Source organism: Azospirillum cavernae (genome assembly GCF_003590795.1).
In the GTDB taxonomy this organism is placed as follows: domain Bacteria; phylum Pseudomonadota; class Alphaproteobacteria; order Azospirillales; family Azospirillaceae; genus Azospirillum; species Azospirillum cavernae.
The window spans coordinates 710,845-736,785 of the sequence record NZ_QYUL01000001.1 but is presented as its reverse complement, the minus strand read 5'-3'; the positions used below and the strand labels follow the sequence as shown (position 1 = coordinate 736,785).

Below are 25,941 nucleotides of genomic sequence, written 5' to 3'. Positions count from 1 at the left end.
CGGGACGCGCGCGGTCAGGCCTTGACCGCGCCCTCCTCCTCCTCATCGCGGAGTTCGTTCCAAATGCGGTCGAACTCCGCGTGGTTTTCGGCGAACAGCGCCATCAGGCGCGGGTCGAAATGGCGGGCCGGGTCGATGCGGTCGTCGCCTTGCGTCATGATCGACACCGTCTTGTCGTGGCTGAAGGACGGCTTGTAGGGCCGCTTGCTGCGCAGCGCGTCGTAACAATCGGCGATGGACACGATGCGCGCGGCCAGCGGGATCTCCTCCCCCTTCAACTGGCGCGGATAGCCGGTTCCGGCCCATTGCTCATGATGGCAGTGGGCGATTTCGGCGGCCATCTTCAGCCGGTCGGAGGCCGACAGGATTTCATAGCCATAGACCGGATGGCGTTTCATCTCGGCCAACTCGCGCTCGTCCAACCGCCCCTGCTTGTGCAGCACGGCCTGATCGACGCTCATCTTCCCGACGTCGTGCAGGGCGGCGGAAAAGCGGATCTCCTCGCAAAAGGCGCGCGAACAGCCCGCCCAGACCGCCAGCGCGTGGGAGTATTCGTTGACCCGCAGAATGTGGTTGCCGGTGTCCTCGTCATGGACCTCGGCGGCCTTGGCCAGCAGATTGACCGAGATCATGAAGGCGCGTTCCGTCTCCGCCTGCAATTCGGCGACGCGACGGCGCTCCTGCGTCAGTTCGCGGTTGCGTTCCTTCAACCGCTCCAGCGTCGCCGCGCGTTCCAGCGCCCGCCCAACCAGATGATTGACCGGGGCGATCATCGCCTCGTGACCCGGCAGAAAGGTCAGCGGCGCGCCATCCGCGCCCGGACGGCGGTTCATGAGTTGCACCACCCCGACCGGCTTGCCGCGAAAACCCTTCAGGGCGAAGGCCATGATCGAGCCGGTGCGGAAGCCGGTGCGCTGGTCGAACGCCGGATTGAAGCGGTAGGGCCGATCCTCGGCGATGGCGTAGGCGTCCTCAATCAGAAGCGTGTGGCCAGTCATCGCCACATAACCGGCGATGGAGGTGGTGTCGAGCGGGATGGTGAAGGCGGCGGTCTTGGCTCGGACCACGTCGTTCTGAACGCTGACAGCCTCCAGATGCCGCCCCCGCCCCTGGCCGCGCAGCATGAAGACGCTGCCGGCCTCGGCTTCGGTCAACTCGCGGCATTTGCGCAGCACGCGGTCGCTCAACGCCCGCAGGGACTGGTTGGGCGTCTGTTCGATGAATTCCAGAAACTGACCGACGAGACCCACGGCGCCCACACTCCCCCAGCAACCCGCCCGCACGCCCTCAACCCTACCTCATGCGCGAAGTCTGGCAGAAGAAAGAACGCGCCCGATCAAGCGAACGTCATCCACCCCCGCGCCCACAGCCACAAGGCGGCGACCGCCATGGACAGCAGAGCCATCGGCACGCCGCAACGGGCGTGTTCGACAAAGCCCAGCCGCACGCCGGACGCCGCCGCCCGCTCCGCCACGATGATGTTGGCGAGGCTGCCGGGCAGCAGCAGATTTCCGGCCAGCGTCGTCAGCAGGGCCAAGCCGTACAGCGCCCCTTCGGGCGGGGTTGGCCACGCCGCCAGCAGCAGGATGACCGCCGGGACATTGCCGATGCTGTTGCTGCCCACCAGCGCCAGCGGCGCCATCACCGCCAGCCGGTCGGGGAGCCAGCCCGCCGCCGTCAGATCGCCAATCAAGGCCGCCGGAAGGCCGGTCAGCCCCAGCGCGTGGTTGATGGCGAACAGCGCGGCGAACAGCACCAGCAGATGCCAATCCACCGTCCCCAGCATGTCGCGGCTGGCCATGCGGCGGCTTATCATCATGACGCCCGCCACCAGCAGCACCGCATGCTCCTGCGGGATCGGCAGGGCGAACAGCGCCAGCAGCGCCGCCGTGGCCGTCACCGCCTTGCCCAACTGCCAACGGTCCAACGGCGCCTCGGCCACTTGCCCGTCCCCCTGCGGTTCGCCGAAGCGGCCCCGCCACACCAGCCAGACGACGGCGTAGACGATCAGCAACGCCGCCAGGGCCGGAATCGCGCAGACCTCCAGAAAGCGCCAGAAATTGAGATGACCGACCTGCCCGATCAGGATGTTCTGCGGGTTGCCGATCATCGTCGCCGCCGATCCGGCGTTGGCCGCCCCGGCCAGCGCGATCAAATACGGACGCGGGTCGAGTCGCCGCGCCGACAGCCCGACGCACAGCATCGGCGTCATGGCGAACACCACCACGTCGTTGGCCAACACCGCCGACAGCCCGCCGCCCACCGCGACGATCACCGCCAAAAGGCGGGCCGGAGACCGCGCCGCCCGCGCCACCCGCAGGGCGCACCAATCGTAAAAACCGCTGCCCGCGTATTGCGCCGACAGGATCATCAGACCCAGCAGGATGAAGATGGTGGGGAAATCAATGGCCTCGACCGCCTGTTTGGTGTCGAGCGCGCCAACGGCCAACAGCAGAATGGCCGCCACCAGCGCGATGCCGGTGCGGTCGATGCTGAGACCGGGAAAGCGGCCAAGCGCCATGCCCAGATAGGTGATGGCGAACAGCCCGAGGATGGTGGCGGTCATGGGGAAAACCAAGGGGGAGTAACACGGCCCTCCCTATAGCTCATCCCAGGACCAGCGTCGTCCCTTCGCGCGCGGCGAAGCAATTCGGAAATTCGGCCCGCGCCGCCGTTTCGATGGCCGTCATCGCCGCGTCGTCATGGTCGGGGTCGTGGTGGAACAGCCCCAGTTGTTTGACATGGGCCGTGCGGGCGATGCGCACCGCCTCCATCCAGGTCGAATGGCCCCAGCCGATTCGCTGCGTCCATTCCTCGTCGGTGTAGGTCGAATCATAAAGCAGCAGATCGACGCCATCGACAAGGTTGAGGATGTTGCGGTCAAGATGGTCGGTCACATGTTCGGTGTCGGTGACGTAGGCGACCGAATGGCCCTGATGCTCGATTCGGTAGCCGGTGGCCCCGTCCGGGTGGTTCAGGGCGGCGGTGTGGATGCGCACGCCGCCCGCCAGCTTGAAGCTGTGGCCCGCCGGTATCTCGATGAAGCTGATGTCGCCGCCCATCGTGCGCAGCGGCACCGGAAACAGGGGCCGCTCCATCTGGCGGGACATCACCGCTTCGATGTTCGGGCTGCCCATCAGATGGCCGGACATCACGCGCAGCCCGAATCCCTTGGTGTAGGCCGGGGCGAAAAAGGGAAAGCCGCTGATGTGGTCGAGATGGGTGTGGCTGAGCAGCAGGGTGGCCGACGTCACCCCCTCCGCCAGCAGCTTGCGCCCCAACGGGCGCAGGCCGGTGCCCGCGTCCAGAATGATCCGCTGGTCGCCCGCGATCACCTCGACGCAAGAGGTGTTGCCGCCAAAGCCCAGATGCGACGCCATCGGGCATGGGATGGTTCCCCGGACGCCCCAAAAGGTGACAGAAAACCCCATGCGCCCGCCCCTTCACGCGCGAAGACCCGCGCCCTTTTGCCGTTGTGGCGCGAGTTTAGCGCAAACGCGGCGCTCTTACACCTTATACGCGACGCGCAAGCCGCCCCAATGGCGGCCACGCACCATCACCGGGGCGGAAACGTCCTTCATCAGCGCAAAATTGCCGCCGCCCATGTCGCGACGGTAGGTTTGCAGCAAAAACGGCTTGGTGTTGCGCCCGGCGGCCAAGCCGACGCGGTCGTTGAACATCCGCCGATTCCGGCAATTGGCGGCGTTCCACACCGCGTCGCGCCCTTGCGGCTGGCTGAATTTCCGATTGTGAGTCGGCAGATAGCCGTTTTCGTCCAGCGCCACGCAAAAGACGATTCGCTCGTTCCCCGCCAACACCCGCTCTTGAATGTCCGGCAGCAGGCGGTCGCAAATCTGGGTGAAGCGCGTGGTGAATTGCTGCGGATCCGATCCCGACACCGGCTGATAAGCGCGGTCGAACAGGTCAGCCTCGCCCACCTCGCCACGGGCGACCGCGTCCTCGAACGCCGCCGAGACCTTCGCCGCCGCCTCCGTCACCAGCTTGATGAAGGGGGTGTCCACCGTCTCGATGTTCAATTCGGCGGTGATGCCGATCAAACGCTCGCTCATGCCGACCAGGGTGTTCACCCGATCGCGCGCTTGCGACAGGTTTTCGCTCGACAGCTTCACGCCCACCGCCAGATCGGCGATCTCATGCTCCAGATCGGCGCAGTTGGCCCCGATCTCCGCCGACGCCGATTCGATCTTGTCGGTTTCGCCGTGCAGTTCGCGCATCGCCCGACCGACGGTTTCGATCACCGCGCCGATGGCGGTGGTGCCCTCGCTCACCGCGCGGGCCTTGACCGCGCTGGCCGAGCTTTCGGTCATCAACCGCTGCGCCTGCTCGTTCAGATATTTCAGCGTCGAGTCGATTTCCGTCGTCGCCTCGCTGGTTTTGGACGACAGCGCCTTGACCTCGTTGGCGACGACGGCGAAGCCGCGCCCGGCCTCCCCCGCCCGCGCCGCCTCTATGGTGGCGTTCAACGCCAACAGGTTGGTTTGCTTGGCGATGGTGAAGATTTCCTTGGCCACCTTGCCGACGCGGTCCAGCGCGCCGCGCAGCCCGATGATCTGCTGCTCAATCCCGGCCACCGAGGACACCAGCGCGTGAATGTCGGTCAGCGAGGTCTGGACCCGGTCGTGGGAGCTTTCCACCTCCTGCCGGGCCTGTTCGGTGACGGCGCGCGCGACGGTGGAGGCGGCGGAAATCCGTTGGGTGCTTTGCGACATCTTGGCGCCGGTGTCGCGAAGCTCAACAAACACCGTGGATTGCCGGTTGACGCGCGCGTTGACGTCCTCAATGTGTCCGGCGATGTCCGCGATCTCAATGCCCAGATTGCCCGCCTCTTTGGCGATGTCTTCAATCAGGTGAGGCCGAATTCCGAACCCGCTGTCCATGTCCACCACCGTTTTTGTAGATTTGTTTCTGAACGCTCACTCCCGCGCACAATTATTACGCTATTTAAGTTTTCTCGCAACCGATGGAACCCCAAACTGAGGGGCCTACCCCTTGTCCATTGGTCGAATACCCAAGCGTGAACGAGCGCCTCAAGATTGTGTCAAATGCCGCAAGAGCGTAACATTCGGGTTTTCCCGGACCGGTAACAACCATCCCGATTGGGAGACGCACGCGAAGACACGCGCGAAAATCGGCGCCGGAAGCGCGCCCGTTCGGTGGGCGCGCCCCGCGACGGGAGGTCGCTTAAGGATAGAGCCGGTCCGTGGTCCACCCCGTCGCTTGCGCCTCGTCCCTGAGATAGAGCAGCCGGTCGTGCAAACGGAAGGGACGATCCTGCCAGAACTCGATGCGGGCGGGCAGCACGCGGAATCCAGTCCAGTGCGGCGGGCGCGGCACGCGGCCAATGGCGTGTTTGGCGGCGAATTGAGCCACCCGCTTTTCCAGCTCCCACCGCCCTTCCAGCGGGCGCGACTGCTGCGAGGCCCAGGCCCCGATGCGGCTTTCGCGCGGACGGCTGTCGAAATAGGCGTCGGCCTCGGCGTCCGTCACCTGCTCCACCCGGCCTTCGACCCGAATCGAGCGGCGCAGTGATTTCCAGTGAAAGCACAGCGCGGCGTTGGCGTTGGCCAGAAGCTGTTCGCCCTTGCGGCTTTCCGTGTTGGTGTAGAAGACGAAACCCCGGTCATCCACCCCCTTCAACAGCACCATGCGCACCGACGGCGCGCCCGCCGGGTCGGCGGTGGCCAGCGCCATGGCGTTCGGGTCGTTCGGCTCGCTTCGTCCGGCCTCGTCCAGCCATTCGGCGAACAGCTCATACGGGTTGCGGTCACTCGTGTCGGTCATCGCGGATCGTCCTGTTCCATCCGGGGGCAAGGGCGGGCTGTTGTAAAGCTGTGAAAAACGATGGCGCCCACCGTCATGCCAATTCACAGCAAGGATAGGGTCGCTTATATCACTGTCCACCACCGCGCCATCGGATAAGGCGCGGGCGGGACCCAAACCTTTTTGAGGCGCAGATGTTCGTGAAGAAACTCGTCCCGACCGTTCTGGCCGTGGCCCTGCTCGCCGGTTGCACCACCGGCGGCACCAAGGAAACCTTCGGCACCGTCGGCGGCGCCGTGGCCGGCGGCCTGATCGGGTCGCAGATCGGCGGCGGATCGGGCAAGCTGATCGCCACCGGCGTCGGCACGCTGCTGGGCGCCTTCGTCGGCAAGGAGATCGGAGCGTCGCTGGACAAGGCCGACGCCGATTTCGCCAGCACCGCCGCGCGCCGCGCCTACGCCGCCCCGGTGGGCGATCGGATCGCCTGGAACAACCCGCAATCGGGCAATTCCGGCACCGTCACCACCACGCGCGACGGCTACAGCAACGGCGGAACCTATTGCCGCGAGTATCAACAGACGGTCACGGTTGGCGGTCGGACGGAGCTTGCTTACGGAACCGCTTGCAAACAACCCGATGGAACGTGGAAGATCATCGCCAATCAGTAACCTTTTGATGCCCCGCTCCTGGGGGCAGGATTGCTTTGCCCGTGGCCACGCGTGACCCCTACAGCGTTCTTGGCGTCAGCCGATCATCCAGCGCCGATGACATTAAGAAGGCGTACCGGAAACTTGCCAAGCTGCATCACCCGGATCTGAAACCGGGCGACGCCGCCAATGAGGAGCGTTTCAAGGAGATTTCAGCGGCCTACACCCTGCTGTCCGACTCCGAGAAACGCGCCAAGTTCGACCGGGGGGAGATCGACTCCTCGGGCCAGGAACGTCACGCGGGTCCACGCGGCCATGCCGGACGTGGACGCGCCTACAGCGGCGCCGCCGATGATTCATTCTTCGGCGGCGCCGGCGGTGGCGACGATTGGTTTTCCGACCTGTTCGGCGGCGCCCGCCGTCGCGGCGGCGCGGGGGCTGGCCCCACCGGCGGCCCCGGCGCCGGATCGTCCAGCGGGCCGAAGGTGCGCGGCAGCGACATCGCCTATTCGGTGTCGGTCCCGTTCGTCGAGGCCGCCCAAGGCACCAAGCGGCGCATCAGCCTGTCCAACGGCAAAAGCATCGACGTGGCGGTTCCCCCCGGCACGGAGAACGAGCAGAAGCTGCGGTTGAAGGGTCAGGGTCTGCCCGGCATGGGCGGCATGCCCAACGGCGACGCCATCATCGAGGTGCATGTCGAGGCCCATCCCTTCTTCACCCGCCAGGACGGCGACATCCATGTCGAGGTGCCCATCACCCTGAACGAGGCGGTTCTGGGCGCCACCATCCATGTGCCGACGATCAGCGGCAAGGTGGCGGTGAAGGTGCCGCCCGGCGCCAACACCGGATCGGTCCTGCGCCTGCGCGGCAAGGGCGTCGCCAGCCAATCCGGCGGAACGGCGGGCGACCAGTATGTGAAGCTGAAGGTCATGCTGCCCGACCCGCCCGACGCCGAGCTGGTCAAGTTCATGGAGCAATGGTCCAAGACCCGCAGCTACGACGTCCGCAAAAAGGCGGGGCTGGACTGATAGCCTAATTGGCCTGTGCGACTTCTGAAAACCGGCCCGTCCTTTGGCGGGCCATTTTCTTTGGAGAGCAAGCCCCCTACCCCTTCACCGCGCGAACCGACAGCGTGGTCGAGCTGTTCTCTTCCGCCACGCCGTCGGCCAGCAGACTCTTGATCGACACGTTCAGCACCTCGCCCTGGCGTCCGTCGGCCAGTTCCAGCAGGCGGGCGGTTCGCTCCTGCCACGGGCGGTTCAGATCGCCCAGTTCCCGCACCGACCCGCGCATGCCGATGCCCAGCGCCTTGATGAGGTCGAGCAGAGTCGATTCGGCGAGATCGCGCGTCGCCACCCACGAGTCGCGGGTGGTGTGAGCGACCCAATGGGCGTCGAGCAGTTGGTCCAGAATGCCGTCGATCAACAGGCTGCCCACCGGCACCCGCGCCACCAGCGTCCGACGCGGCAAGCCAACGCCGAGTCGGCTCGCCTCCTTCAACTCGGCCAGCACCGCCAACGCCAGCGCCAGCCGCTGGGCGGGCGACAAGCCTTCCGGCCCGCCGCGCGTGATCTTTCCCGCCCGCCATTCCGGCAGGGACGCCGTCACCACCGCGCCGAACAGGACCGTCGACCAGGCGATGTAGAGCCAGAACAGGAAGATCGGAACGGTGGACAGCGCCCCATAGATGGTTTGATAGGCCGGATATTCACGCATGTACCAGGCGAACACCGCCTTTGATCCCTCCAACAACACCGCCCCCACCGCGCCGCCGCAAAAGGCGTCGAGCCAAAACACCTCGCGGTTGGGAATGATGAGGTAGAGCAGCGAGCAGCCGACCAATTGCAGCGCTAGCGGCAGCAGCACGCCGACACCGGCCAGGGGATAGGCCACGCCGTCGAGATGGGCGAACTCCAGGGCCGTCCACAGCGTGCTCGACAGCGACAGGCTGGCCCCGACGAACAGCGGCGTCAGCGACACCACAGCCCAGAAGGACAGGATGCGGGTGACGTAGGAGCGCGGCTCCCGCACCCGCCAGACGGTTGCGAAGGCCCCCTCGATGGTCCAGATCAGCAGCACCGCCGACACCGCCAGCCCAATGACGCCAAAAATCGGCATCTGCCCGGCGTTGGCCATGAAGCGGCTCAGATAATCCAGAATCGCGTCGCCGATCTCCGGCACCAGATTCTTGAAAATCGTCATCTGGATCTGCGTCTGCAAGGCGCTGAAAGCCGGAAAGGCGGAGAAGATGGCGAAGCCGATGGTCATCAGCGGCACGATGGCCAGCAACGAGGTGTAGGTCAGCGACGCGGCGGTCTGGAAACAATTGTCGTTGTAAAAGCGCAGCATCGAATGGCCGAAGAAGCCGCCCCAATCACGCAAGCGCGCGACCATCCGGCGCGATTGGGCCAACCGGCGTTCAAGCGGCGTCATGGTGAATCTCCTGCCCCGGATTCTGCGGCGTCGGTTTGACCGGCCGACGCTTTCGTGTAGGATGCGCCCCACTTTTCGCGGCAATAGCCCAGTTCACGAGGTACCAATGTCCAATCCGATGCCGCTCATGGCTGGCAAGCGTGGCCTGATTATGGGCGTGGCGAACGACCGCTCGATCGCCTGGGGGATTGCGTCCACCCTGGCCCAGCACGGGGCGGAGTTGGCCTTCACCTATCAGGGCGACGCCCTGTTGAAGCGGGTGAAGCCGCTGGCCGATCAGGTCGGCGCGCGCCTTGTTCTGCCCTGCGACGTGACCGACGAGGCCAGCATCGACGCGACGTTCGCCGCCATCGAAGCGGAATGGGGCAAGCTGGATTTCGTGGTTCATGCGATCGCGTTTTCCGACAAGAACGAGTTGGACGGCCTGTATCTCGACACCACGCGGAGCAACTTCCTCCGCACCATGGACATCTCCTGCTACTCCTTCACCGCCGTGGCGCAACGCGCCGTGCCGTTGATGACCGACGGCGGCAGCATGATCACCCTATCCTACTATGGGGCTGAGCGCGTCATGCCGCACTACAACGTCATGGGCGTCGCCAAGGCGGCCTTGGAAGCCAGCGTGCGTTACCTCGCCGTCGATCTGGGGGGCCGGAACATCCGTGTCAACGCCATTTCCGCCGGTCCGATCAAGACGCTGGCCGCCAGCGGCATCGGCGATTTCCGCTACATCCTGAAGTGGAACGAGCTGAACGCCCCGCTGAAGCGCAACGTCACCATCCAGGAGGTCGGCGGCGCCGGCCTGTTCCTGCTGTCCGATCTGGGCAGCGGCGTCACCGGCGAGGTGATGCATGTCGACAGCGGCTATCACACCGTTGGCATGGTTGCGGTGGATGAGGCCGCCGGGGTGGCCCAGCTTCTGAACTCGCTGGGCGGCGCGCCGAAAGCGGGCTAACGTTCAACAATACATCCATAGATTGCAAAGGGGGATCGCTCAGCCGATCCCCCTTTCCGTTTGTGCCCATGCCGTCTATGCTCTGCCCATAATTCCTGAGATCGGGTAATTTTGATGCGCGCTCGCAAGACTATGGATTCGGTCTCCCCGATTCTGGAACAGATTCTCTACGGCGGCTCCAGCGTGTCGATGAATCTCATCGCGATCACGCGCGACATCCCCGAAGAGCAGAGAATGTTCAAGGCGCAGGGGCTGAACAGCTCGATTTTGTTCAAATACCCCAGCTTCAACGGCCTTGACGACGGCGGCGGCGGCCCGATCTCGGGGGATGATGACGACATAGCCGAGGGTGGCGGACGGCCGGTCGAAACCGGCATCTATGTGCCGCACAACGCAAAGTCGCCGGAATCCGGCGGGGTCGCCGTTTATCTGCGCGGCCACAACAGCGCGCTGTTGCTGGAAGAACAGTTCGGCATCAAGAACGGCCCGGGGGAAAATGGCATCATCGGCGACATGAAAATGCTGTCGATGATCGACGAAGTCCCGTCGCTCGACGCCTTCCTGCTGAAAACCTGTTTTGAGGCGGAAAAGGTCAACGTCGATCCCCGCCATTGGCTCATCAGCAACGAGGAAGACCACCAGCTTCGCCGCCTCATCCGCGCCCGCATCGAACCCATCGTCCGCAAGGCGTTGGGTGGCAGCGGCGGCGGCGGCAACGCCCAGAGCATCGAGCGCTTCCTGGAAGCCATCTGGAACCCCAACCTGGAAGAGGCCGGGCTGTTCGTGTCCGCCTTCGGCATCGAACGCAGCGAAGCCGACACGATTTTCAGCGCCTGGAAGGGAACCACCTTCTACGAATACCAGTTGCGCCGCATCGCCCCGCGCGCGCGTGTGATCCTGAACTGGCTGAAATCCAAGGATTGCGTGCCGGTCGACATCCGCATGCACAAACCCTATGAGACCCAGTTGCTGATGCACATCGAAAAGGTGGGCAAGCTGCTGGACACCACCTTGATGGACATTCGGGGCATTCTGGCCGATTACGAAACGGCCTTCAGCTCGTTCATGGCCGGAAAGCCCGAACCATTCCGCGAGTATCTGCGCACCATCCGGTCGCGCTATTGGCTGCTCGGCTATTGCGTGTCGGCGCTGACCAGCGTGTCCCATCTTGACGCCCGCTGCATGAAGAACACGCCCTCGCGCAAGCTGTATTTTGAAGGCACCCAAAAGCTGCTACGTCAGTTCGACATCGCGCTGGACCGTCGGCGCGAGCAGAAGGGGTCTTTCTAAGCCTCTTCCAGAACGCCATCAAAGAAAAAGCCGACGCATCCCCAGGAATGCGTCGGCTTTTTTGTGCGCGAACCCTCACCCGCCAAGCCCACCGGAGGCGAAACGCCTCCGGCAAGCCTGAGCGGCGATCAGGTTCCCTGCGGCTCCGGCCCCATGCCGCCTTCCTTCCCGCCGGTGGGCGGAACGGAGGAACGGCGGCCCGAGGTCGGCTGACGCGGCGGGGCGGGGGTGTAGCTCTCCCGGTCCTCGTCGCGGATGATCGGTTCGCCGCGCAGAAGACGGTTGATGTCCTCGCCGCTCAGCGTCTCGAACTCCAGCAAGCCCTTGGCCAGCGCGTGCAACTGATCGATGTTCTCGGTCAGGATCGTCCGCGCCTTTTCATAGCTCTCATCGACGATCCGGCGGATTTCCTCGTCCACCGTCTGCGCCGTGCGGTCCGACATGTTCTTGTGCTGCGTCACCGAATGGCCGAGGAACACCTCCTGCGTCGGTTCGCCGTACAGGAGCGGGCCGAGCTTCTCGCTCATGCCCCATTCCGTGACCATGCGGCGGGCCATTTCGGTCGCCATCTTGATGTCGCCCGAGGCGCCCGTCGTCACCCGATCCTTGCCGAAGATCAGCTCTTCGGCGATGCGGCCGCCCATGGCGACGCACAGATCGGCCAGCAGCTTGGCCTGCGACAGCGAAATCCGGTCGCCTTCCGGCAGACGCATCACCATGCCCAGGGCGCGACCGCGCGGGATGATGGTGGCCTTGTGGACCGGATCGCTGTCCACGCTGTGGACGGCGCAGATGGCGTGACCGGCCTCGTGGTAGGCGGTCAGCTTCTTCTCATCCTCCGACATGACCATGGAGCGGCGCTCGGCCCCCATCATGACCTTGTCCTTGGCGTTCTCGAACTCGCTCATGCCGACCACGCGCTTGCCGATGCGGGCCGCCAGCAGCGCCGCCTCGTTCACGAGGTTGGCGAGATCGGCGCCCGAAAAGCCCGGGGTGCCGCGCGCGATCACCTTGGCGTCAACGTCCGGCGACAGCGGCACCTTGCGCATATGGACCTTGAGGATCTTCTCGCGGCCCAGAACGTCGGGGTTGGGCACCACGACCTGACGGTCGAAGCGGCCCGGACGCAGCAGCGCCGGATCAAGAACGTCGGGGCGGTTGGTGGCGGCGATCAGGATCACGCCCTCATTCGCCTCGAACCCGTCCATTTCGACCAGCAACTGGTTGAGCGTCTGTTCCCGCTCGTCGTTGCCGCCGCCCAGACCGGCGCCGCGATGACGGCCCACCGCGTCGATTTCATCGATGAAGATGATGCAGGGGGCGTTCTTTTTGCCCTGTTCGAACATGTCGCGGACGCGGGACGCGCCGACGCCGACGAACATTTCGACGAAGTCCGAACCGGAAATCGTGAAGAACGGCACGTTGGCTTCACCGGCGACGGCGCGCGCGGTCAAGGTCTTGCCGGTGCCGGGCGGGCCGACGAGCAAGCAGCCCTTCGGAATCTTGCCGCCCAGCCGCTGGAACTTCTGCGGGTCCTTCAGGAAATCGACGATTTCCGACAGTTCCTGCTTGGCCTCGTCGATGCCGGCGACGTCGTCAAAGGTGACGCGGCCAACCTTTTCGGTCAGCAGGCGCGCCCGCGACTTGCCAAAGCCCATGGCCTTGCCGCCGCCCGACTGCATCTGACGCATGAAGAAGATCCACACGCCAATCAGCAGAAGCATCGGGAACCAGGACAGCAGGACCGAGAACAGCGACGGGACGTTGCTGTCGTCGGGGACCGCGCTGATCCGCACGTTCTTGTTGGTCAGACGCTCCACCAGCCCGGCTTCGGGCGGAATGAAGGTGCTGAAGGAGCGGCCATCGCTGAAATGGCCAGACACTTGGTTGCCCTTGATCTGGACATCGGCAACCTGCCCCCGATCCACTTCGGCGAGAAGCTCGCTGAACGGAACGGTCGTTTGCGGGCTGCGGGTCGAAGAGCTCTGGAACAGGTTGAACAGGGCCACCAGCAGCAGCCCTATGATGATCCAGAGGGCGAGATTCTTGCCGAAATTGTTCACGTCACACGCCTTTCTGCGAACCCATCGCCGTGCGGTGCGCCGACAAGGCCGCACCCCGGTCTCCACGGGCACGTTCCCAGATTAAATAATGCCGCCGCTTGCCAAAACAACCGGAAAAGCTGGCCCTGCCAACGGCAAGGCCGGAGAAAAGCGCACATGGTCGGTCATCGGTTGGTCATCCCCGGCAAATCCCAGCGTCGGAACCGCCAGCAGCCGCCCATCCGACCACAGACCTGGCAGTGTCTCCCGCACCGTCGCATGCAGATCGAGCCGCCGCAACTCGGGTTTTTCCGCGACCACGCGCGACCAGCCGGAAACGCCCAAACGCGCCACCTCCACGGGCGAGCGTCGAGCGGCGGACGGCGCGACGGTGAAGCGGCGGTCCCACCACACGCACTCCCCCGGCGCGACGACGCGACGATCCGTGGCGGCCTCGGCCTCCCGCGCGATCAGGACGGCGCCCCGGCGGCGCAGCGCCCGACACCCCGCCAGCGTTCGCCCCCGCTCCAGCCCCGTCCGCAGCTCGCCATACAGCCGTTCCACCGCCGCGTCGCGGATCGGGCGCGCCCCGCCGCCAACCACGGTCAGACAGCGGGTCAACGCCCGCAGCGCGATTTCCTCCGGGGCGTCCATCACCGGCGCCGGGTCCAGGCGGATCCAGCCTTCGGGACGCAGCGACGCCGCCACGGCCAGCAGGTCCGCCGTGGCGCGGTCCAGCGCGGCGCGGGCGCGGGCGGCGCGGCGGGCGGTTTCGGCCAACCGCTCGGCGGTCAGCCCCTCGTCGGCCAACAAAGCCCCAACCGCGCGCAATCGGGCGCGGGCGAAGCGCGGGTTTTGGTTGGAGGGATCCTCGACCCAGTCCAGCCCCGCCGCCCGGCAGGTCGCCAGCAACCGTTCATGCGGCAGATCCAGACAGGGGCGGATCAACCGGATGGGTCCGGCGGAACGACTCGGCGCCATCCCGGCCAGCCCATCCACCCCGGATCCGCGCGACAGGCGCAGCAGAAGGGTTTCCGCTTGATCCTCTTGATTGTGGGCCAGCGCCAAATGAAGGACGCCCGCCTCAACGCAGGCGGCGATCAGCAAGCGATGCCGGGCTTCGCGCGCCGCCGCCTGAAGACCGGCGTGGGGCTTCTCCCCCTCCCAGCGCAAGACGCGGTGGGGAACGCCGATCCGCGCCATCGTCTGCGCGACCCCGGCGGCTTCCGCCGCCGATTCCGGGCGCAAGGCGTGATCGACCGTCAGCGCCAACAGCGCCCCGCCCCGCTCCGTCGCCCAGCGATGCAGAAGCAGGGTCAGGGCCAGACTGTCGCCGCCGCCCGAAACGCCGACCGCCAGCCGGGGGGCGGACTCAAAACCACCCAGACGCGCCATCAACCGGGCGAACTCCGCGTCGGAAACCGGAGCCGCCGCCGCTGGCGGGCGGGTCGTCAGGTCGGGCAATTGATGCGCTTGCGCTCCGTGTCGGCGCGCCGCTTCACGCTGGCCGAGGCTTCGGGAAATTTGGTCATCAACTGGTTGAAGGCGGTGCAGGCGTCCGACTTTTTGTTCAACTGCTGCAAGGTCATGCCAAGTTTCAGCAGGCTGTCCGGCGCCTTGGGATTCTTCGGGTATTTCGACAGGTTTTCGGCGAAGGCCTGCGCCGCTTCGGGGAACTTGTTGCGGACGTAATAGCTTTCGCCCAGCCAATATTGCGCGTTGCTGGCGTAGGCGTGGGTCTTGTTCTTGGTGATGAACTCCTGCAACGCCTTTTCCGCCTTGTCATAGTCCGCCTGGCGCAACAGTTCAAAAGCGCGCTCATACTGCTTTTCCGGCGTGGCGTTGGCGGGCAACGCCGCAACGGCGGACGGTTTTTCCGGGGCCTTCTCCGGCGCGCGTTCTTGCGGCTTGTCCGCTCCCTTGGCCGCCTTCGACGGCCCCAACGCGCCGTCGCCCATGGCGTTGCCGCCCATCGCCCCGCCGCCCTTGGACTCCACGTCCTTCAGGCGGAAATCAATGTCGGCGTTCATCTTTTCCAGACGTTCGCGCATTTGCGAAATCTGATAGGTGGTCTCCTCATAGCGCCCGGTCATCACCGACACGTCGCGCTCCAACCGCTGGAGCCGCACCTCGAAATCGGCGGCGAGCGACGAATCCTGAGCCACCTGCACAGTCCCGCCAAGCGCGGCGACCTGCCCCTCCAACCGCTGAACACGGTCGATCTGGGACGCCGTTTGAGCAAGGGCGGAGGTCCCGCACAGCAGACCGCTCAACAGCAGAGCGGCGACGGAGGAGGCTTTGGTCATGCGCAATCTTCCTGTCCGGGCTTGAGGATCCCGTTGTGACGGTGCCAAGTCAAAAAGGCAAAGTGATGACCGCTGTTTAGCAGAAGAGAGCGCCGAGCGCACCCGCCCCGATCACCCGACACAGCCAAAGACCGCCGCAGCGGCCCCGAGACCGGGCATAAAAAACGCCGCGCCCGGTTTCCCCGGCGCGGCGTTCTTTTGAACCCGAACGGTTCCGTGCCGACCTTAGTCGACGACGGTCACGCCACGGCGGTTCTGCGACCAGGCGGCTTCGGTCGAACCGACGACGGCCGGCTTTTCCTTGCCGTAGGACACGACCTTGACGCGGTTGGCCGGGACGCCCTTGGCGGCCAGGTAGTTCTTCACCGAGTTGGCGCGACGCTCGCCGAGCGCCAGGTTGTACTCGCGGGTGCCGCGCTCGTCGGCATGGCCTTCGACGGTCACAGTGACCGAACCATAGGTCTGCATCCACTTGGACTGACGGTCCAGGGTGGCGCGGGCTTCCGGCGACAGGTCATAGCGGTCCAGACCGAAGAAAACACGGTCGCCAACATTGACGGCCAGGTCTTCCTGCGAGCCGGGACGGATCGCGTTCGTGCCGGTGGCGGCGCCGGTGTTGGCGTCCTTCGGAGCGGTTTCGCAAGCGGCGAGCAGGGCGACGGCGGCCAAAGCCAGGAATTTCATGCGCATGTTCAGGGACCCCTTAGAAACAACGTCTGTTCGGATGGTCGGATCAGCATTGCGAAGACCGCTCTTTTCCGCCAACCCCGACGGAAAACCGACGTCCGACCACCGCCTGCAAGCGTTGTCTTCGCGCTGCCGCAAAATAGGAGCAGTTGATTAGGGAATCAAGGGCGACCACGCCGGATCGGACGCGTCCAACGGCGTGCTGACACGGCGCTCGTTCGCCCCCGTAATGTCGATGGAATAAAGCTTGGCGTTCCGTCCACGCCCGTCACCCGACGGCAAGTCTTTGAAAAACATCAAGACGCGGCCATTGGGCGCCCAGGTGGGGCCTTCCACATGGTAGCCTTCGCTCAGGATTCGCTCGCCCGAACCGTCCGGGCGGATCACGCCCACTGCAAAGCTGCTACCACGCTGACGCGTGAATGCGATCAAATCGCCGCGCGGCGACCAGACCGGCGTGCCGTAACGCCCCTCGCCAAAGCTCAAACGCTTCACGCCCGACCCGTCGGCGCCCATCAGATAAAGCTGTTGGCTGCCGCCCCGGTCCGACTCGAAGACGATGCGCTGGCCGTCCGGCGAATAGCTGGGCGCGGTGTCGATGCCCGGCGAGTCGGTCAACTGGGTCTGGCGGCGGGTCCGCAGATCCAGCGTGTAGATGTCGGTGTTGCCGTTCTGCGCCATGCTCATGATGACGCGGTTGCCGTCGGGCGAGAAGCGCGGGGCGAAGGTCATGCCGGGGAAATCGCCCAGCACCTCTTGCCGACCCGTGTCGATGTTGAACAGATACACGCGCGGCTTCTTGTTGAAGTACGACATGTAGGTGATTTCCTGAGTCGTCGGCGAGAAGCGCGGCGTCAGGACCAAAGATTGCCCGTCGGTCAGGAACTGGTGGTTCTCGCTGTCCTGATCCATGATGGCGAGCTGCTTCTTGCGCACGTTCGCCGGGCCGGATTCGGCCACATAGACGATGCGCGTGTCGAAATAGCCGTCCTCGCCAGTCAGACGCTTGTAAATGGCGTCGGCGACGATGTGGGCGATGCGGCGCCATTCCTGGACCGGCGCGGTGTAGCTCAGCCCGTGCATGTATTGGCTGGACGCGATGTCCCACAGGCGGAAATCCACCTTCATGCGGCCATCGGACCCGGTGGTGGTGTTGCCCGCGACCAGCGCCTGCGCGCCCAACGCCTTCCAATCCTGGTAACGCGGATCGCCGGCGCGAAGCTGTTCGGGCGTTTGCAGGAAGCCGCGCGGGTCGAGCGGACGGAACAGGCCCGACCGTTCCAGATCGGCGGAAATCACCTTGGCGATGTCGGCCCCGGTCTGGGCGTCGCGTCCACCGGCCCCGGCGAAGCTGGTGATGGCGATGGGCAGCGGTTCGACCACGCCCCGCGTGATGTCGATGCGCAACTCGGCGCGCGCCTCCTGCGGAGCGGCAACGCCGAGGGACAAGAGAAGCGCGCCGGTCAAGCCAGCGAGCTTCAGCAGAAGCCTCGTCTTCGTCGTCATGGTCAGAACATGTCCCTCGGGTCAAAATTGAACACGATGTAACGCCACTGGTCGTATTTGTCCGCCGTGAACTCGCTGGTCAGCAGCTCCAGCGGGCTGGAGCGCTTGACCGCGCGAACGGCGGCGTCGGCGGACGCGCGGAAGGCCGCGTCGGTCATATAGCGCGAACGGTACTTCTCGTCGATGTAGGCCTGGATGACGGAACGGTCACGGCCCACCTCGACGTGAATCTCGATCTGCATCGAGTTCGAGTCCTTGCGGCCGGAATCGAAGTTCCAGTTCTTGCTGAGCTGGCCACGGATGGCGTCCAGCGCCCGGCCCGACGGCTTGAACGGCTTGTCGGGGCCGTTCACCGCCTTGGTCGCGCCAGCGGGCGCCGCCGAGGCGGTTTGCTGGCTGGGCTTGGCCGCGCTGTCCGCCTTGGCCGACGCCGAAGCGGACGGCTTGCCGTCGGCCTTCGGGTTGTCCGACGGCTTCAGCTTGCCGACGTTCGACAGCAGGTCCGACAGCGGATCCGTCTTGGCCGCCGCCTTTTCCGCCGTTTTGGCCGGGGCGTCGGTCTTTTTCGGATCGCCCTTGGCGGTTTCCGTCGGTTTGGCCGGTTCCGCCGGTTTGGCGGGCGCGGGCTTCGCCGGTTCGGGCTTGGCCGGTTCCGGTTTGGCGGGCGCAGGCTCAGCCTTCTTAGGCTCCGGCTTGGGCGGCTCCGGCTTTTTCGGTTCCGGCTTCGGCGGCTCGGGCGGCCGGGGAGGCTCGGGCGGCTTCGGCGGTTCCGGTTTGGGCGGCTCAGGCCGTGGCGGTTCCGGCGGGCGCGGCGGTTCCGGCTTCGGCTCCGGCTTGGGTTCCGGGGGCTTGGGCGTGGGAACGGGCGACGGCTCCGGCGGAGGCGGCGGCGCGGGAGGCGGCGGAGGTGGGGGCGGCGGCGCCGGGGGAGGTGGCGGCGGCGGAGGCGTCGGTTTGGGCGGCGGGGTCGGCTCGCGCGGCGGCGGCGGGACCTGGGCGACCTTCGGCGGCTCCGGCGTGCGGGTTGGCGGCGGCGGTGGGGGCGGCGGCTCGTCCTGCTCGTCGGGCGGCGTCGGGGCGGGCGGCGTCGGCTTGGTTTCCGGCACCGGCGGGTGCGGAACCGCGTTGGCGGGCTTGGTCTCGCCCTTTTCAACGCGGGCGGCCTGCGTCACCTCGCCCATCTCGACGATCTCAATCGGGATCGACGGGGTGATTTCGAGCTTGCGATCGCTGGGCGGCATGCCGAGCACCATCAACGCGACAAACGCGACGTGCAGAACAGCCGAGGCGATCAGGGGCTTGCGCATGGAGATCCGCCCGCCTCAACGCACCGGGGCAGCGCCGACGCGCGCCGAGGTCGCGGCGGGGCCGCTTGGCATCTCAGCCACCAGACCGACCTTTTTGAAACCGGCGGCGCTCATCGTGCCCATCACTTCCAGCATCTTGCCATAGGCGATCGTCCGGTCGCCGCGCACCAGGATGCGGGCTTCGGGGTTGTTGTTGGTCACGGCGATCAGCAGCGGCACCATGTTGCCCAGTTCCACCGCCGATTCCTGGACGAAGATCTGTCCATCGGTCTGCACGGTGACGAACAGCGGATCCTTTTGCTGCTCCAGCGGGGCGGCGTTGGTCTTGGGCAGATCGACCGGCACGCCGACGGTCAGCATCGGGGCGGCGACCATGAAGACGATCAGCAGCACCAGCATGACGTCGATGAACGGCGTCATGTTGATGTCGGCCATCGCGCGATAGCCCCGGCGCTTGCCGCGCCCGTGGGATTTGCCTGCGAGTTGTCCGGCCATGGTTCAGGCGGCTCCCCGCTCCTCGAGGTGGCGCGACAAAATCGCCGCGAACTCGCCCGAGAAGGTGTCCAGCCGGTCGGCGTAACGGCCAAGGTCGGTGGAGAATTTGTTGTAGGACAGCACGGCGGGAATGGCGGCCAGCAGGCCCATGGCGGTGGCGAACAGCGCCTCGGCGATGCCCGGCGCCACCACGGCGAGGCTGGTGTTGCCCGACCCGGCGATGGAGGTGAAGGAGTTCATGATGCCCCACACCGTGCCGAACAGCCCGATGAAGGGGGCCGTCGAACCGACCGAGGCCAGGAAGGTCATGTAGCGTTCGGCCCGCGCCATCTCGCGCCCGATGGTCACGGCCATCACCCGCTCGACCCGCTGTTGCAGCGAGCCTTTCATGGTGCCGGACAGGCCACGGTCGGCGGCCAGCCGCCATTCGCGCATCCCAGCGGCGAAGGTCGCCGCCATCGGGTCGCCCGGATTCTGGCCGATGCGGTCATAGAGCGTGTCCAGCGACCCGCCCGACCAGAAGCCCTCTTCAAAGGCGTCGGCCTGGGCGTTCAGGCGGCGGATGCGCATCAGCTTTTCGATGATGATCGCCCAGCACCAGACCGAGGCGACGACGAGCATCAGCATGACGATCTTGACGACCGCGTCAGCCTGCCAGAACAGGCCGAGGATCGTGATCTCGGGAGCCTTGGTGGCGGCGGCGGCGCCGACCATTTGGGCGGTTTGCAGGGCATCCATCGCGGTCAGTCTCGTGTTTGCAGGGTGTTGGGCCGATTGGGGCCGGGTTGAAACGATTCTTGCGTCCGACGCAGCCGATCCATCGCCGCGCGCACCGAACCGGGCAGGCGCACGGCGCGTCCCGCCGCGTTGATCGTCACCAATTGCAGATCGGCGCGGACGAGCAAGCGCCCATCGCGGCGGATGAATTGTGCAACTGCGAAGGAGGCACCGCCGATATCGGCGATCCTGGTCTCCACTTCAAGCGTATCCTCAAGCCGGGCCGGGGCGGCGAAGTCAATCGTCGTCCGCCGTACCGCAAATGACACACTTGGCGAATCCGGGCCGCCCGCCGCCATGGCGGTCTGGCGAAAGCCCAGAAGATAGAGCATCTCCGACCGCGCCCGTTCGACGAAGCGCAGGTAATTGGCGTGGTAGACGATGCCGCCCGCGTCGGTGTCCTCGTAATAGACGCGCACGGGAAAACGGTGCGTGCCGTCCTCGGCGAACCAGCCGGACAGGGAAAGCGCCGGATCAGGCATCGTCGCCCTCCCCCTCCGCGCTGTCGGCCAGACGGTCGAGCATGTCGAATTGGCGGATCGGCGCGCTCGGCGGGTTGAGGCCGAGATAGCGGAATCCCTGGTCGGTCAGCATGCGCCCGCGCGGCGTGCGTTGCAGAAAGCCCTGCTGAATCAGATAGGGTTCGACCACCTCTTCCAGCACGTCGCGCTGTTCGCCCAGCGCCGCGCCCAGAGTCTCCACCCCGACCGGCCCGCCGCCGTAATTGGTGGCGACCAGCCCAAGATAGCGGCGGTCCATGCTGTCCAGCCCCAGCCGATCCACCTCCAGCCGGGTCAGGGCGGCGTCGGCCACCCGCTTGTCCACCTCGTCCACCCCCGCCACGGCGGCGATGTCGCGCACCCGGCGCAGCAGGCGCCCCGACACGCGCGGGGTGCCGCGCGCCCGGTTGGCGATTTCCCGCGCGCCTTCCGGCGTGATCGCCATGTTCAGCACCCCGGCGGCGCGGCGGACGATCAGCTCCAGCTCGTCGGGTTCGTAAAATTGCAACCGCACCGGAATGCCGAAGCGTTCGCGCAAGGGGCGCGTGATGAGGCCGCTGCGCGTCGTCGCGCCGACCAGCGTGAAGGGCGGCAGATCGATGCGGATCGAGCGCGCCGACGGCCCTTCGCCGATGATGAGGTCGAGTTGGAAATCCTCCATAGCGGGATACAACACCTCTTCCACGGCGGGATTAAGGCGGTGAATCTCGTCGATGAACAAAACATCGTGGGGCTGGAGGTTGGTCAGCAGCGCCGCCAAATCCCCCGCCCGCGCGATCACCGGGCCGGAGGTGGCGCGGAATCCCACGCCCAGCTCGCGCGCCACGATCTGCGCCAGCGTCGTCTTGCCCAGCCCCGGCGGGCCGAACAGCAGCACATGGTCCAGCGCCTCCCCGCGCGAGCGGGCGGCCTGGATGAAGATCGACAGGTTTTCCCGCGCTTGCCGCTGGCCGATGAACTCAGCCAGGGTCAAGGGCCGGATCGAGGATTCCGCCCCGTCGCCCTGCCCTTGGCCCGGCTGCACCAGACGGTCCGGCCCGGTCATTGGCTCAATTCCTTCAGGCCCTGGCGGATCAGGTCGGAGACGCTGGCGTCATCGCCCAGCGCCCGCCCGGCGGCGACCACCGCGCCAAAGGCTTCCGACCGGCCATAGCCGAGATTGACCAGCGCCGACACCGCGTCGGCCAAGGCCGCGTTGGCGGTGGACGCCGCCAGCGCCGGGGCGCCCTTGACCGGCGTCGCGGGCGCGGCGGCGGGGCCGAGCGTCAGATTGCCGACCTTGTCCTTCAACTCGTTCAGAATGCGCGCCGCCACCTTCGGCCCGACGCCGTCGGCGCGGATCAGCGCGGTCTTGTCCTGCGCGGCGATGGCGCGGGTGAGCTGGTCGGGGTCGAGCACGCCCAGGATCGACAGGGCCAGCCGCGCGCCGACGCCCTGGATGGTGGTCAACAGCTTGAACCAATCGCGCTCGCCCGGATCGCCGAAGCCGTGCAGAACGATGCGCTCCTCGCGGATGAAGGTTTCCACCACCAGCGAGGCCCGCTCCCCCACAACCATCCGCGACAGCGTGCGGTTGGAGCAGGACAGCAGATAGCCGACCCCGTTGACGTCCAGAACGACCCAGTCGGTTCCGGTGGAATCGACGATTCCGGTGAGTTTGGCGATCATAGAAGCGTTTCCCGACCGGATGGTTGATGGCGGAGCGTCGGCGTTTCGTCCAGACGGGCGCGGATGGTTTCCAGAACGCCGTCGAGATTCGCGATCACGTCGGTGTTCCAAAAGCGTAGGACGCGGAAACCGGCCTGCTCCAGCAGCTTGGTCCGTCGTTCGTCGTGGGCGGCGGTTTGCTCGGCGTGCTGCCCGCCATCAAGTTCGACGATCAGCCGGTGATCGTGCGACACGAAATCCGCCACATAGCCAAGGATCGGCTCCTGTCGGCGGAATTTCGCCCCAAGCTGGGCGTTGCGCAGTTTCTGCCAGACCATCTTCTCGACATCGGTGGCCGACTGCTGCAAATCGCGCGCGCGTTCGGTCAAAAAATCGCTGGGCTTCGCCTTGGCCGCCGCGACCGGCTTCACCCCCTCTCCCCCCCGGGGAGAGGGTTGGGGTGAGGGGGGGGCGCTGGCCGAACCCGAGAGGATCCGCGACGCGTCCCCCTCACCCAGCCCTCTCCCCGGGGGGAGAGGGTTTCCAGGACGCGCGCCTCAGCTCTCTCAGGGGAGAGGGACCTCTTCACCGGAAACACCCCGCCGCCACGGCGCCACATCGTCCAACTGGACCGATGATGGGCGTGGCAGATCGCCACGGCGAGCGCGTCGGCGGCGTCGGCGGTGGTGATGGCGCAGCCGGGCAACAGCAGGCGGATCATCGCCTGCACCTGCGCCTTGTCCGCCCGGCCCTGCCCGACGACGGCCTTTTTGACCATATTGTTGGCGTATTCCGCCACCGCCAGACCGGCCAGCGCCGGAACCAGCAGCGCCACCGCGCGGGCCTGCCCCAACTTCAGGGTGGACGCGGCGTTGGCGTTGACGAAGGTCTCCTCGACCGCCGCCTCGTCCGGGGCGTATCGCTCCAGCACCGCCGACAGGGCGTCGTGAAGCTGGACCAGACGTTCGGCCAACGTGCAATTGGCGTCGGAATGGACCGCGCCGTCGGCGACGTGGGTCAGGCGGTTGCCGACGACGTCAATGACGCCCCACCCGGTGTGGCGCAGGCCAGGGTCGATCCCCAGCAGACGAACCGCCGAAGGCGGCGCCGTTCCGTGTCGTCCGGCCTGCGCAAACACAACCCTGCCCCCGTTCGCCCCAACCCAAGCCCAATCAGGCCCCGCCCAAATTCAGGCGGTGAGCTTTTGCATCAGCTCGTCGGAGATGTCGAAGTTGCCTTCGACCACCTGAACGTCGTCGTTGTCTTCCAACACGTCGATCAGCTTCAACAGGCTGGCCGCCGCCTCTTCGCTGGGGGCGACGGTGTTCAACGGCAGCCAGGTCAGACGCGCGCTTTCCGGGGCGCCGAACTTGGCTTCCAGCGCGTCGCGCACCAGACCGAAATTCTCGATCGTGCTCGTCACCTGATGGCCGTCTTCGTCCGATTCCACATTGTCGGCGCCCGCCTCCAGGGCCGCTTCGAACATGACGTCGGCGCTGGCGGCGGCGACGGGGTAGAGGATCGCGCCGACCCGGTTGAACATGAAGCTGACCGAATTGGTCTCGCCCAGGCTGCCGCCATGCTTGGTGAAGGCGGAACGCACTTCCGAGGCGGTGCGGTTGCGGTTGTCGGTCAGCGCCTCGACAATCAGCGCGGTGCCGCCGGGGCCGTAACCCTCGTAGCGGATCTCTTCATAGTTGGCGTCGTCGCCGCCGCCGGGCGTGCCCTGCTTGATGGCGCGGTCGATGCGGTCGCGCGGCATGTTTTGCGCGCGGCCCGCCAGAATGGCGGCGCGCAGGCGCGGGTTGGCCGCCGGGTCGGGCAGGCCCGCTTTGGCCGCCACGGTGATTTCGCGGGCGAGCTTGTTGAAAATCTTGGACCGCTTGGCGTCCTGCGCGCCCTTGCGGTGCATGATGTTCTTAAATTGGGAATGACCGGCCATGGGGCGAACGAGCCTCGAACAAGAACGGGTTAAATCGGTGGATGGGCGCAGAACACATGTAACAGGTCCGTCACGCCACCGCACGCTTTCGGCGCGGCAGACGACACCCACCGGATTAGAAAGTCAATATGGCGAGAGCGCGGCGCAGACCGCCGCGCGCCGCTTTTCGTCTCAGCGCCCCGGCTGTCCCGTCACTGGCTCCGTTCCGGGAAGGTCTGGCTCAGCCGCCCGCCGATCCGCAGCGGCTCGATGCGCAGGGCCAGCCCGGTGCGGTCGTCGGTCTCCACATAGCAGCCGCAGACCGTCCCCTCGCCTTCCGCCGGAGACAGCCGCTCGGTTGGCAGCTTGCGGACCATCTTGGCCATCGCCACCTCTTTTTTCATGCCGATGGCGCTGTCGTAATCGCCGCACATGCCCGCGTCGGTCTGATAGGCGGTTCCCTTGGGCAAGACCGTGTGGTCGGCGGTCGGCACATGGCTGTGGGTTCCCACCACCAGCGAGGCGCGGCCATCGCAGAAATGGCCCATAATCATCTTCTCGCTGGTCGCCTCGCCATGGACGTCGATCAGGATGGCGTCCACCCCGCCCGCGCCCAGCCGGTGCGCCTTCAGCACCCGGTCCACCGCCGCGAACGGGTCGTCCATCGGCTCCATGAACAGGCGCAGCAGCACGTTGATGACCAGCACCTTGCGCCCGCCACGCGCCTGCAACAGGACGAAGCCGCGCCCCGGCGTGCCTTCCGGGTAATTCACCGGGCGGACGATGCGCGGTTGCTGCTCGATGGTGCCGACCAGCTCTTTCTGGTCCCAGGTGTGGTTGCCCAGAGTCACCACGTCGATCCCGGCGGCGAAGAATTCTTCGGCGATTTTGACGGTGACGCCATAGCCCCCGGCGGCGTTCTCGCCGTTGACCACGGTCAGGTCGGGGTCCAGCCGCTCGCGCAGCGCTGGCATGTGCGCGATCACCGCGTCCCGCCCGGCCCGGCCCACCACGTCGCCGAAAAACAAAATCCGCATCGTTCCCGCCTTATTCCCCAAAACGGAGCGTCTCGCGCTCCGTCACAATCCAATCCAACCGCTCGTCATGCGGGCCGCAGGGCACCGCCGCAACCTCCTGCGCCGCGAAGGCGACGCCGACCGCGACCACCGGACCACGCGCGCGCAGCGCGTCGAGCGTCCGGTCGTAATAACCCGCCCCATAGCCCAAACGCTGGCCGCTGCGGTCGAAGGCCAGCAACGGCACCAGCAGAACCCCAGGCTGAAGCACTGGACGGCTCGCGTCCGGCTCCTGAATCCCATAGCGGCCCGCCGCCATCGGCAGCGCCGGATCCCAATCGCGAAAGACCAGCGCCGTGCCGCGCGGCCCGGAGACCGGCAGCGCCACCGCGTAACCTGCTTGTTTAAAATGGAGCAAAGCGGGCCGAACGTCGAGTTCCGACCCAAGCGGCCAGTAGCCGCCAACGCTCGCCATGGGAAGGGCGAGTTGCGCGAGCCGGTCGCGCACCGCCAAAGCCGCGCGGTCGCGCGGGTCCGGGTCGGCGATGGAGTCGCGCACGACGCGCGCCACAGCACGGGCAGCGTCCTTGCCCAGCGGGTCGGTCCCCAGCGGGTCGGTCATCAGCAGAGT

25 protein-coding genes and 1 pseudogene are annotated in these 25,941 nt (G+C 66.3%); 4 read left to right on the top strand and 22 right to left on the bottom strand.

The genetic code is table 11. The features are described 5' to 3' along the window. Positions 1 to 14 precede the first annotated feature (14 nt). The 5 genes from D3877_RS03515 to pdxH all read right to left on the bottom strand — a co-directional run bounded on the left by D3877_RS03515 (position 15) and on the right by pdxH (position 5,802). Complete coding sequence (locus D3877_RS03515) at positions 15 to 1,250, bottom strand: HD domain-containing phosphohydrolase (RefSeq protein WP_238474713.1); 1,236 nt, start codon at positions 1,248 to 1,250, stop codon at positions 15 to 17. Between the two features lie 86 nt (positions 1,251 to 1,336). Then, a complete protein-coding gene (locus D3877_RS03510; protein ID WP_119829363.1) occupies positions 1,337 to 2,566 on the bottom strand; it encodes an SLC13 family permease in 1,230 nt (409 codons plus the stop codon). Positions 2,567 to 2,606: 40 nt separating this feature from the next. Further along, complete coding sequence (locus D3877_RS03505) at positions 2,607 to 3,431, bottom strand: MBL fold metallo-hydrolase (RefSeq protein WP_119829362.1); 825 nt, start codon at positions 3,429 to 3,431, stop codon at positions 2,607 to 2,609. Positions 3,432 to 3,506: 75 nt separating this feature from the next. Next, positions 3,507 to 4,898: a methyl-accepting chemotaxis protein gene (locus tag D3877_RS03500; protein WP_119829361.1), complete on the bottom strand. Its 1,392-nt coding sequence runs from the start codon at positions 4,896 to 4,898 to the stop codon at positions 3,507 to 3,509. A 304-nt stretch (positions 4,899 to 5,202) separates the two neighbouring features. Continuing rightward, on the bottom strand, positions 5,203 to 5,802 hold the full coding sequence (gene pdxH / locus D3877_RS03495; protein ID WP_119829360.1) for a pyridoxamine 5'-phosphate oxidase: 600 nt from the start codon (positions 5,800 to 5,802) through the stop codon (positions 5,203 to 5,205). A gap of 173 nt (positions 5,803 to 5,975) precedes the next feature. On the opposite strand from pdxH, the gene D3877_RS03490 reads away from it, so the two are divergent. Together D3877_RS03490 and D3877_RS03485 are read left to right on the top strand one after the other, a co-directional pair. Beyond that, on the top strand, positions 5,976 to 6,449 hold the full coding sequence (locus tag D3877_RS03490) for an RT0821/Lpp0805 family surface protein (protein WP_199720688.1): 474 nt from the start codon (positions 5,976 to 5,978) through the stop codon (positions 6,447 to 6,449). Positions 6,450 to 6,490: 41 nt separating this feature from the next. Beyond that, a complete protein-coding gene (locus tag D3877_RS03485; protein WP_119829359.1) occupies positions 6,491 to 7,456 on the top strand; it encodes a DnaJ C-terminal domain-containing protein in 966 nt (321 codons plus the stop codon). A 76-nt stretch (positions 7,457 to 7,532) separates the two neighbouring features. Here the strand turns inward: D3877_RS03485 and D3877_RS03480 are convergent, their stop codons facing one another. After that, the gene (locus tag D3877_RS03480) at positions 7,533 to 8,861 is read right to left on the bottom strand and encodes a YihY family inner membrane protein (protein ID WP_238474712.1); all 1,329 of its coding nucleotides are present in this window, start codon (positions 8,859 to 8,861) and stop codon (positions 7,533 to 7,535) included. A gap of 106 nt (positions 8,862 to 8,967) precedes the next feature. Here D3877_RS03480 and fabI point away from each other — a divergent pair, with 106 nt between their 5' ends. Then, positions 8,968 to 9,816, top strand: coding sequence for an enoyl-ACP reductase FabI (gene fabI / locus D3877_RS03475; RefSeq protein ID WP_119829357.1), 849 nt, complete (start codon positions 8,968 to 8,970; stop codon positions 9,814 to 9,816). Positions 9,817 to 9,930: 114 nt separating this feature from the next. Next, positions 9,931 to 11,106 (top strand): hypothetical protein, encoded by a 1,176-nt coding sequence (locus D3877_RS03470; protein ID WP_119829356.1) that lies wholly within the window; start codon positions 9,931 to 9,933, stop codon positions 11,104 to 11,106. 128 nt (positions 11,107 to 11,234) lie between these two features. Here D3877_RS03470 and ftsH read toward each other — a convergent pair whose 3' ends face one another. The 16 genes and pseudogenes from ftsH to D3877_RS03390 form a co-directional block, all read right to left on the bottom strand. After that, positions 11,235 to 13,169, bottom strand: coding sequence for an ATP-dependent zinc metalloprotease FtsH (gene ftsH / locus D3877_RS03465; protein WP_119829355.1), 1,935 nt, complete (start codon positions 13,167 to 13,169; stop codon positions 11,235 to 11,237). 81 nt (positions 13,170 to 13,250) lie between these two features. After that, the gene (gene tilS / locus D3877_RS03460; protein WP_238474711.1) at positions 13,251 to 14,612 is read right to left on the bottom strand and encodes a tRNA lysidine(34) synthetase TilS; all 1,362 of its coding nucleotides are present in this window, start codon (positions 14,610 to 14,612) and stop codon (positions 13,251 to 13,253) included. After that, positions 14,600 to 15,454 (bottom strand): tol-pal system protein YbgF, encoded by an 855-nt coding sequence (ybgF, locus tag D3877_RS03455; protein ID WP_119829354.1) that lies wholly within the window; start codon positions 15,452 to 15,454, stop codon positions 14,600 to 14,602. The genes tilS and ybgF overlap by 13 nt, the downstream gene beginning before the upstream one ends. Before the next feature lie 225 nt (positions 15,455 to 15,679). Further along, positions 15,680 to 16,144, bottom strand: a complete 465-nt coding sequence (pal, locus tag D3877_RS03450; RefSeq protein WP_119829353.1) for a peptidoglycan-associated lipoprotein Pal — start codon at positions 16,142 to 16,144, stop codon at positions 15,680 to 15,682. Between the two features lie 150 nt (positions 16,145 to 16,294). Beyond that, positions 16,295 to 17,647, bottom strand: a complete 1,353-nt coding sequence (tolB, locus tag D3877_RS03445; protein ID WP_119829352.1) for a Tol-Pal system beta propeller repeat protein TolB — start codon at positions 17,645 to 17,647, stop codon at positions 16,295 to 16,297. A 2-nt stretch (positions 17,648 to 17,649) separates the two neighbouring features. Then, the gene (locus D3877_RS03440) at positions 17,650 to 18,954 is read right to left on the bottom strand and encodes a hypothetical protein (RefSeq protein ID WP_119829351.1); all 1,305 of its coding nucleotides are present in this window, start codon (positions 18,952 to 18,954) and stop codon (positions 17,650 to 17,652) included. A 15-nt stretch (positions 18,955 to 18,969) separates the two neighbouring features. Beyond that, complete coding sequence (gene tolR, locus D3877_RS03435; RefSeq protein ID WP_119829350.1) at positions 18,970 to 19,449, bottom strand: protein TolR; 480 nt, start codon at positions 19,447 to 19,449, stop codon at positions 18,970 to 18,972. Positions 19,450 to 19,452: 3 nt separating this feature from the next. Beyond that, positions 19,453 to 20,187: a protein TolQ gene (gene tolQ / locus D3877_RS03430; RefSeq protein WP_119829349.1), complete on the bottom strand. Its 735-nt coding sequence runs from the start codon at positions 20,185 to 20,187 to the stop codon at positions 19,453 to 19,455. A 5-nt stretch (positions 20,188 to 20,192) separates the two neighbouring features. Then, a complete protein-coding gene (locus D3877_RS03425; RefSeq protein ID WP_119829348.1) occupies positions 20,193 to 20,708 on the bottom strand; it encodes a YbgC/FadM family acyl-CoA thioesterase in 516 nt (171 codons plus the stop codon). Further along, entirely contained in the window at positions 20,701 to 21,771 is a 1,071-nt protein-coding gene (gene ruvB, locus D3877_RS03420; protein ID WP_119829347.1) for a Holliday junction branch migration DNA helicase RuvB, read from the bottom strand. Before ruvB ends, D3877_RS03425 begins: the two co-directional genes overlap by 8 nt. Beyond that, positions 21,768 to 22,394 carry a Holliday junction branch migration protein RuvA gene (gene ruvA / locus D3877_RS03415; protein WP_119829346.1) on the bottom strand — a complete coding sequence of 209 codons (627 nt, stop codon included), beginning with the start codon at positions 22,392 to 22,394 and terminating at the stop codon, positions 21,768 to 21,770. Before ruvA ends, ruvB begins: the two co-directional genes overlap by 4 nt. Beyond that, complete coding sequence (locus D3877_RS03410) at positions 22,391 to 22,804, bottom strand: endonuclease domain-containing protein (RefSeq protein ID WP_238474710.1); 414 nt, start codon at positions 22,802 to 22,804, stop codon at positions 22,391 to 22,393. Before D3877_RS03410 ends, ruvA begins: the two co-directional genes overlap by 4 nt. A 167-nt stretch (positions 22,805 to 22,971) precedes the next feature. Continuing rightward, positions 22,972 to 23,511, bottom strand: a pseudogene (gene ruvC, locus D3877_RS03405) (crossover junction endodeoxyribonuclease RuvC); the annotation flags it as partial. A gap of 51 nt (positions 23,512 to 23,562) precedes the next feature. Further along, the gene (locus tag D3877_RS03400; RefSeq protein WP_119829344.1) at positions 23,563 to 24,315 is read right to left on the bottom strand and encodes a YebC/PmpR family DNA-binding transcriptional regulator; all 753 of its coding nucleotides are present in this window, start codon (positions 24,313 to 24,315) and stop codon (positions 23,563 to 23,565) included. 191 nt (positions 24,316 to 24,506) lie between these two features. Further along, positions 24,507 to 25,331 carry a TIGR00282 family metallophosphoesterase gene (locus D3877_RS03395; protein ID WP_119829343.1) on the bottom strand — a complete coding sequence of 275 codons (825 nt, stop codon included), beginning with the start codon at positions 25,329 to 25,331 and terminating at the stop codon, positions 24,507 to 24,509. 10 nt (positions 25,332 to 25,341) lie between these two features. Next, on the bottom strand, positions 25,342 to 25,932 hold the full coding sequence (locus tag D3877_RS03390) for a 5-formyltetrahydrofolate cyclo-ligase (RefSeq protein WP_119829342.1): 591 nt from the start codon (positions 25,930 to 25,932) through the stop codon (positions 25,342 to 25,344). Positions 25,933 to 25,941 lie beyond the last annotated feature (9 nt).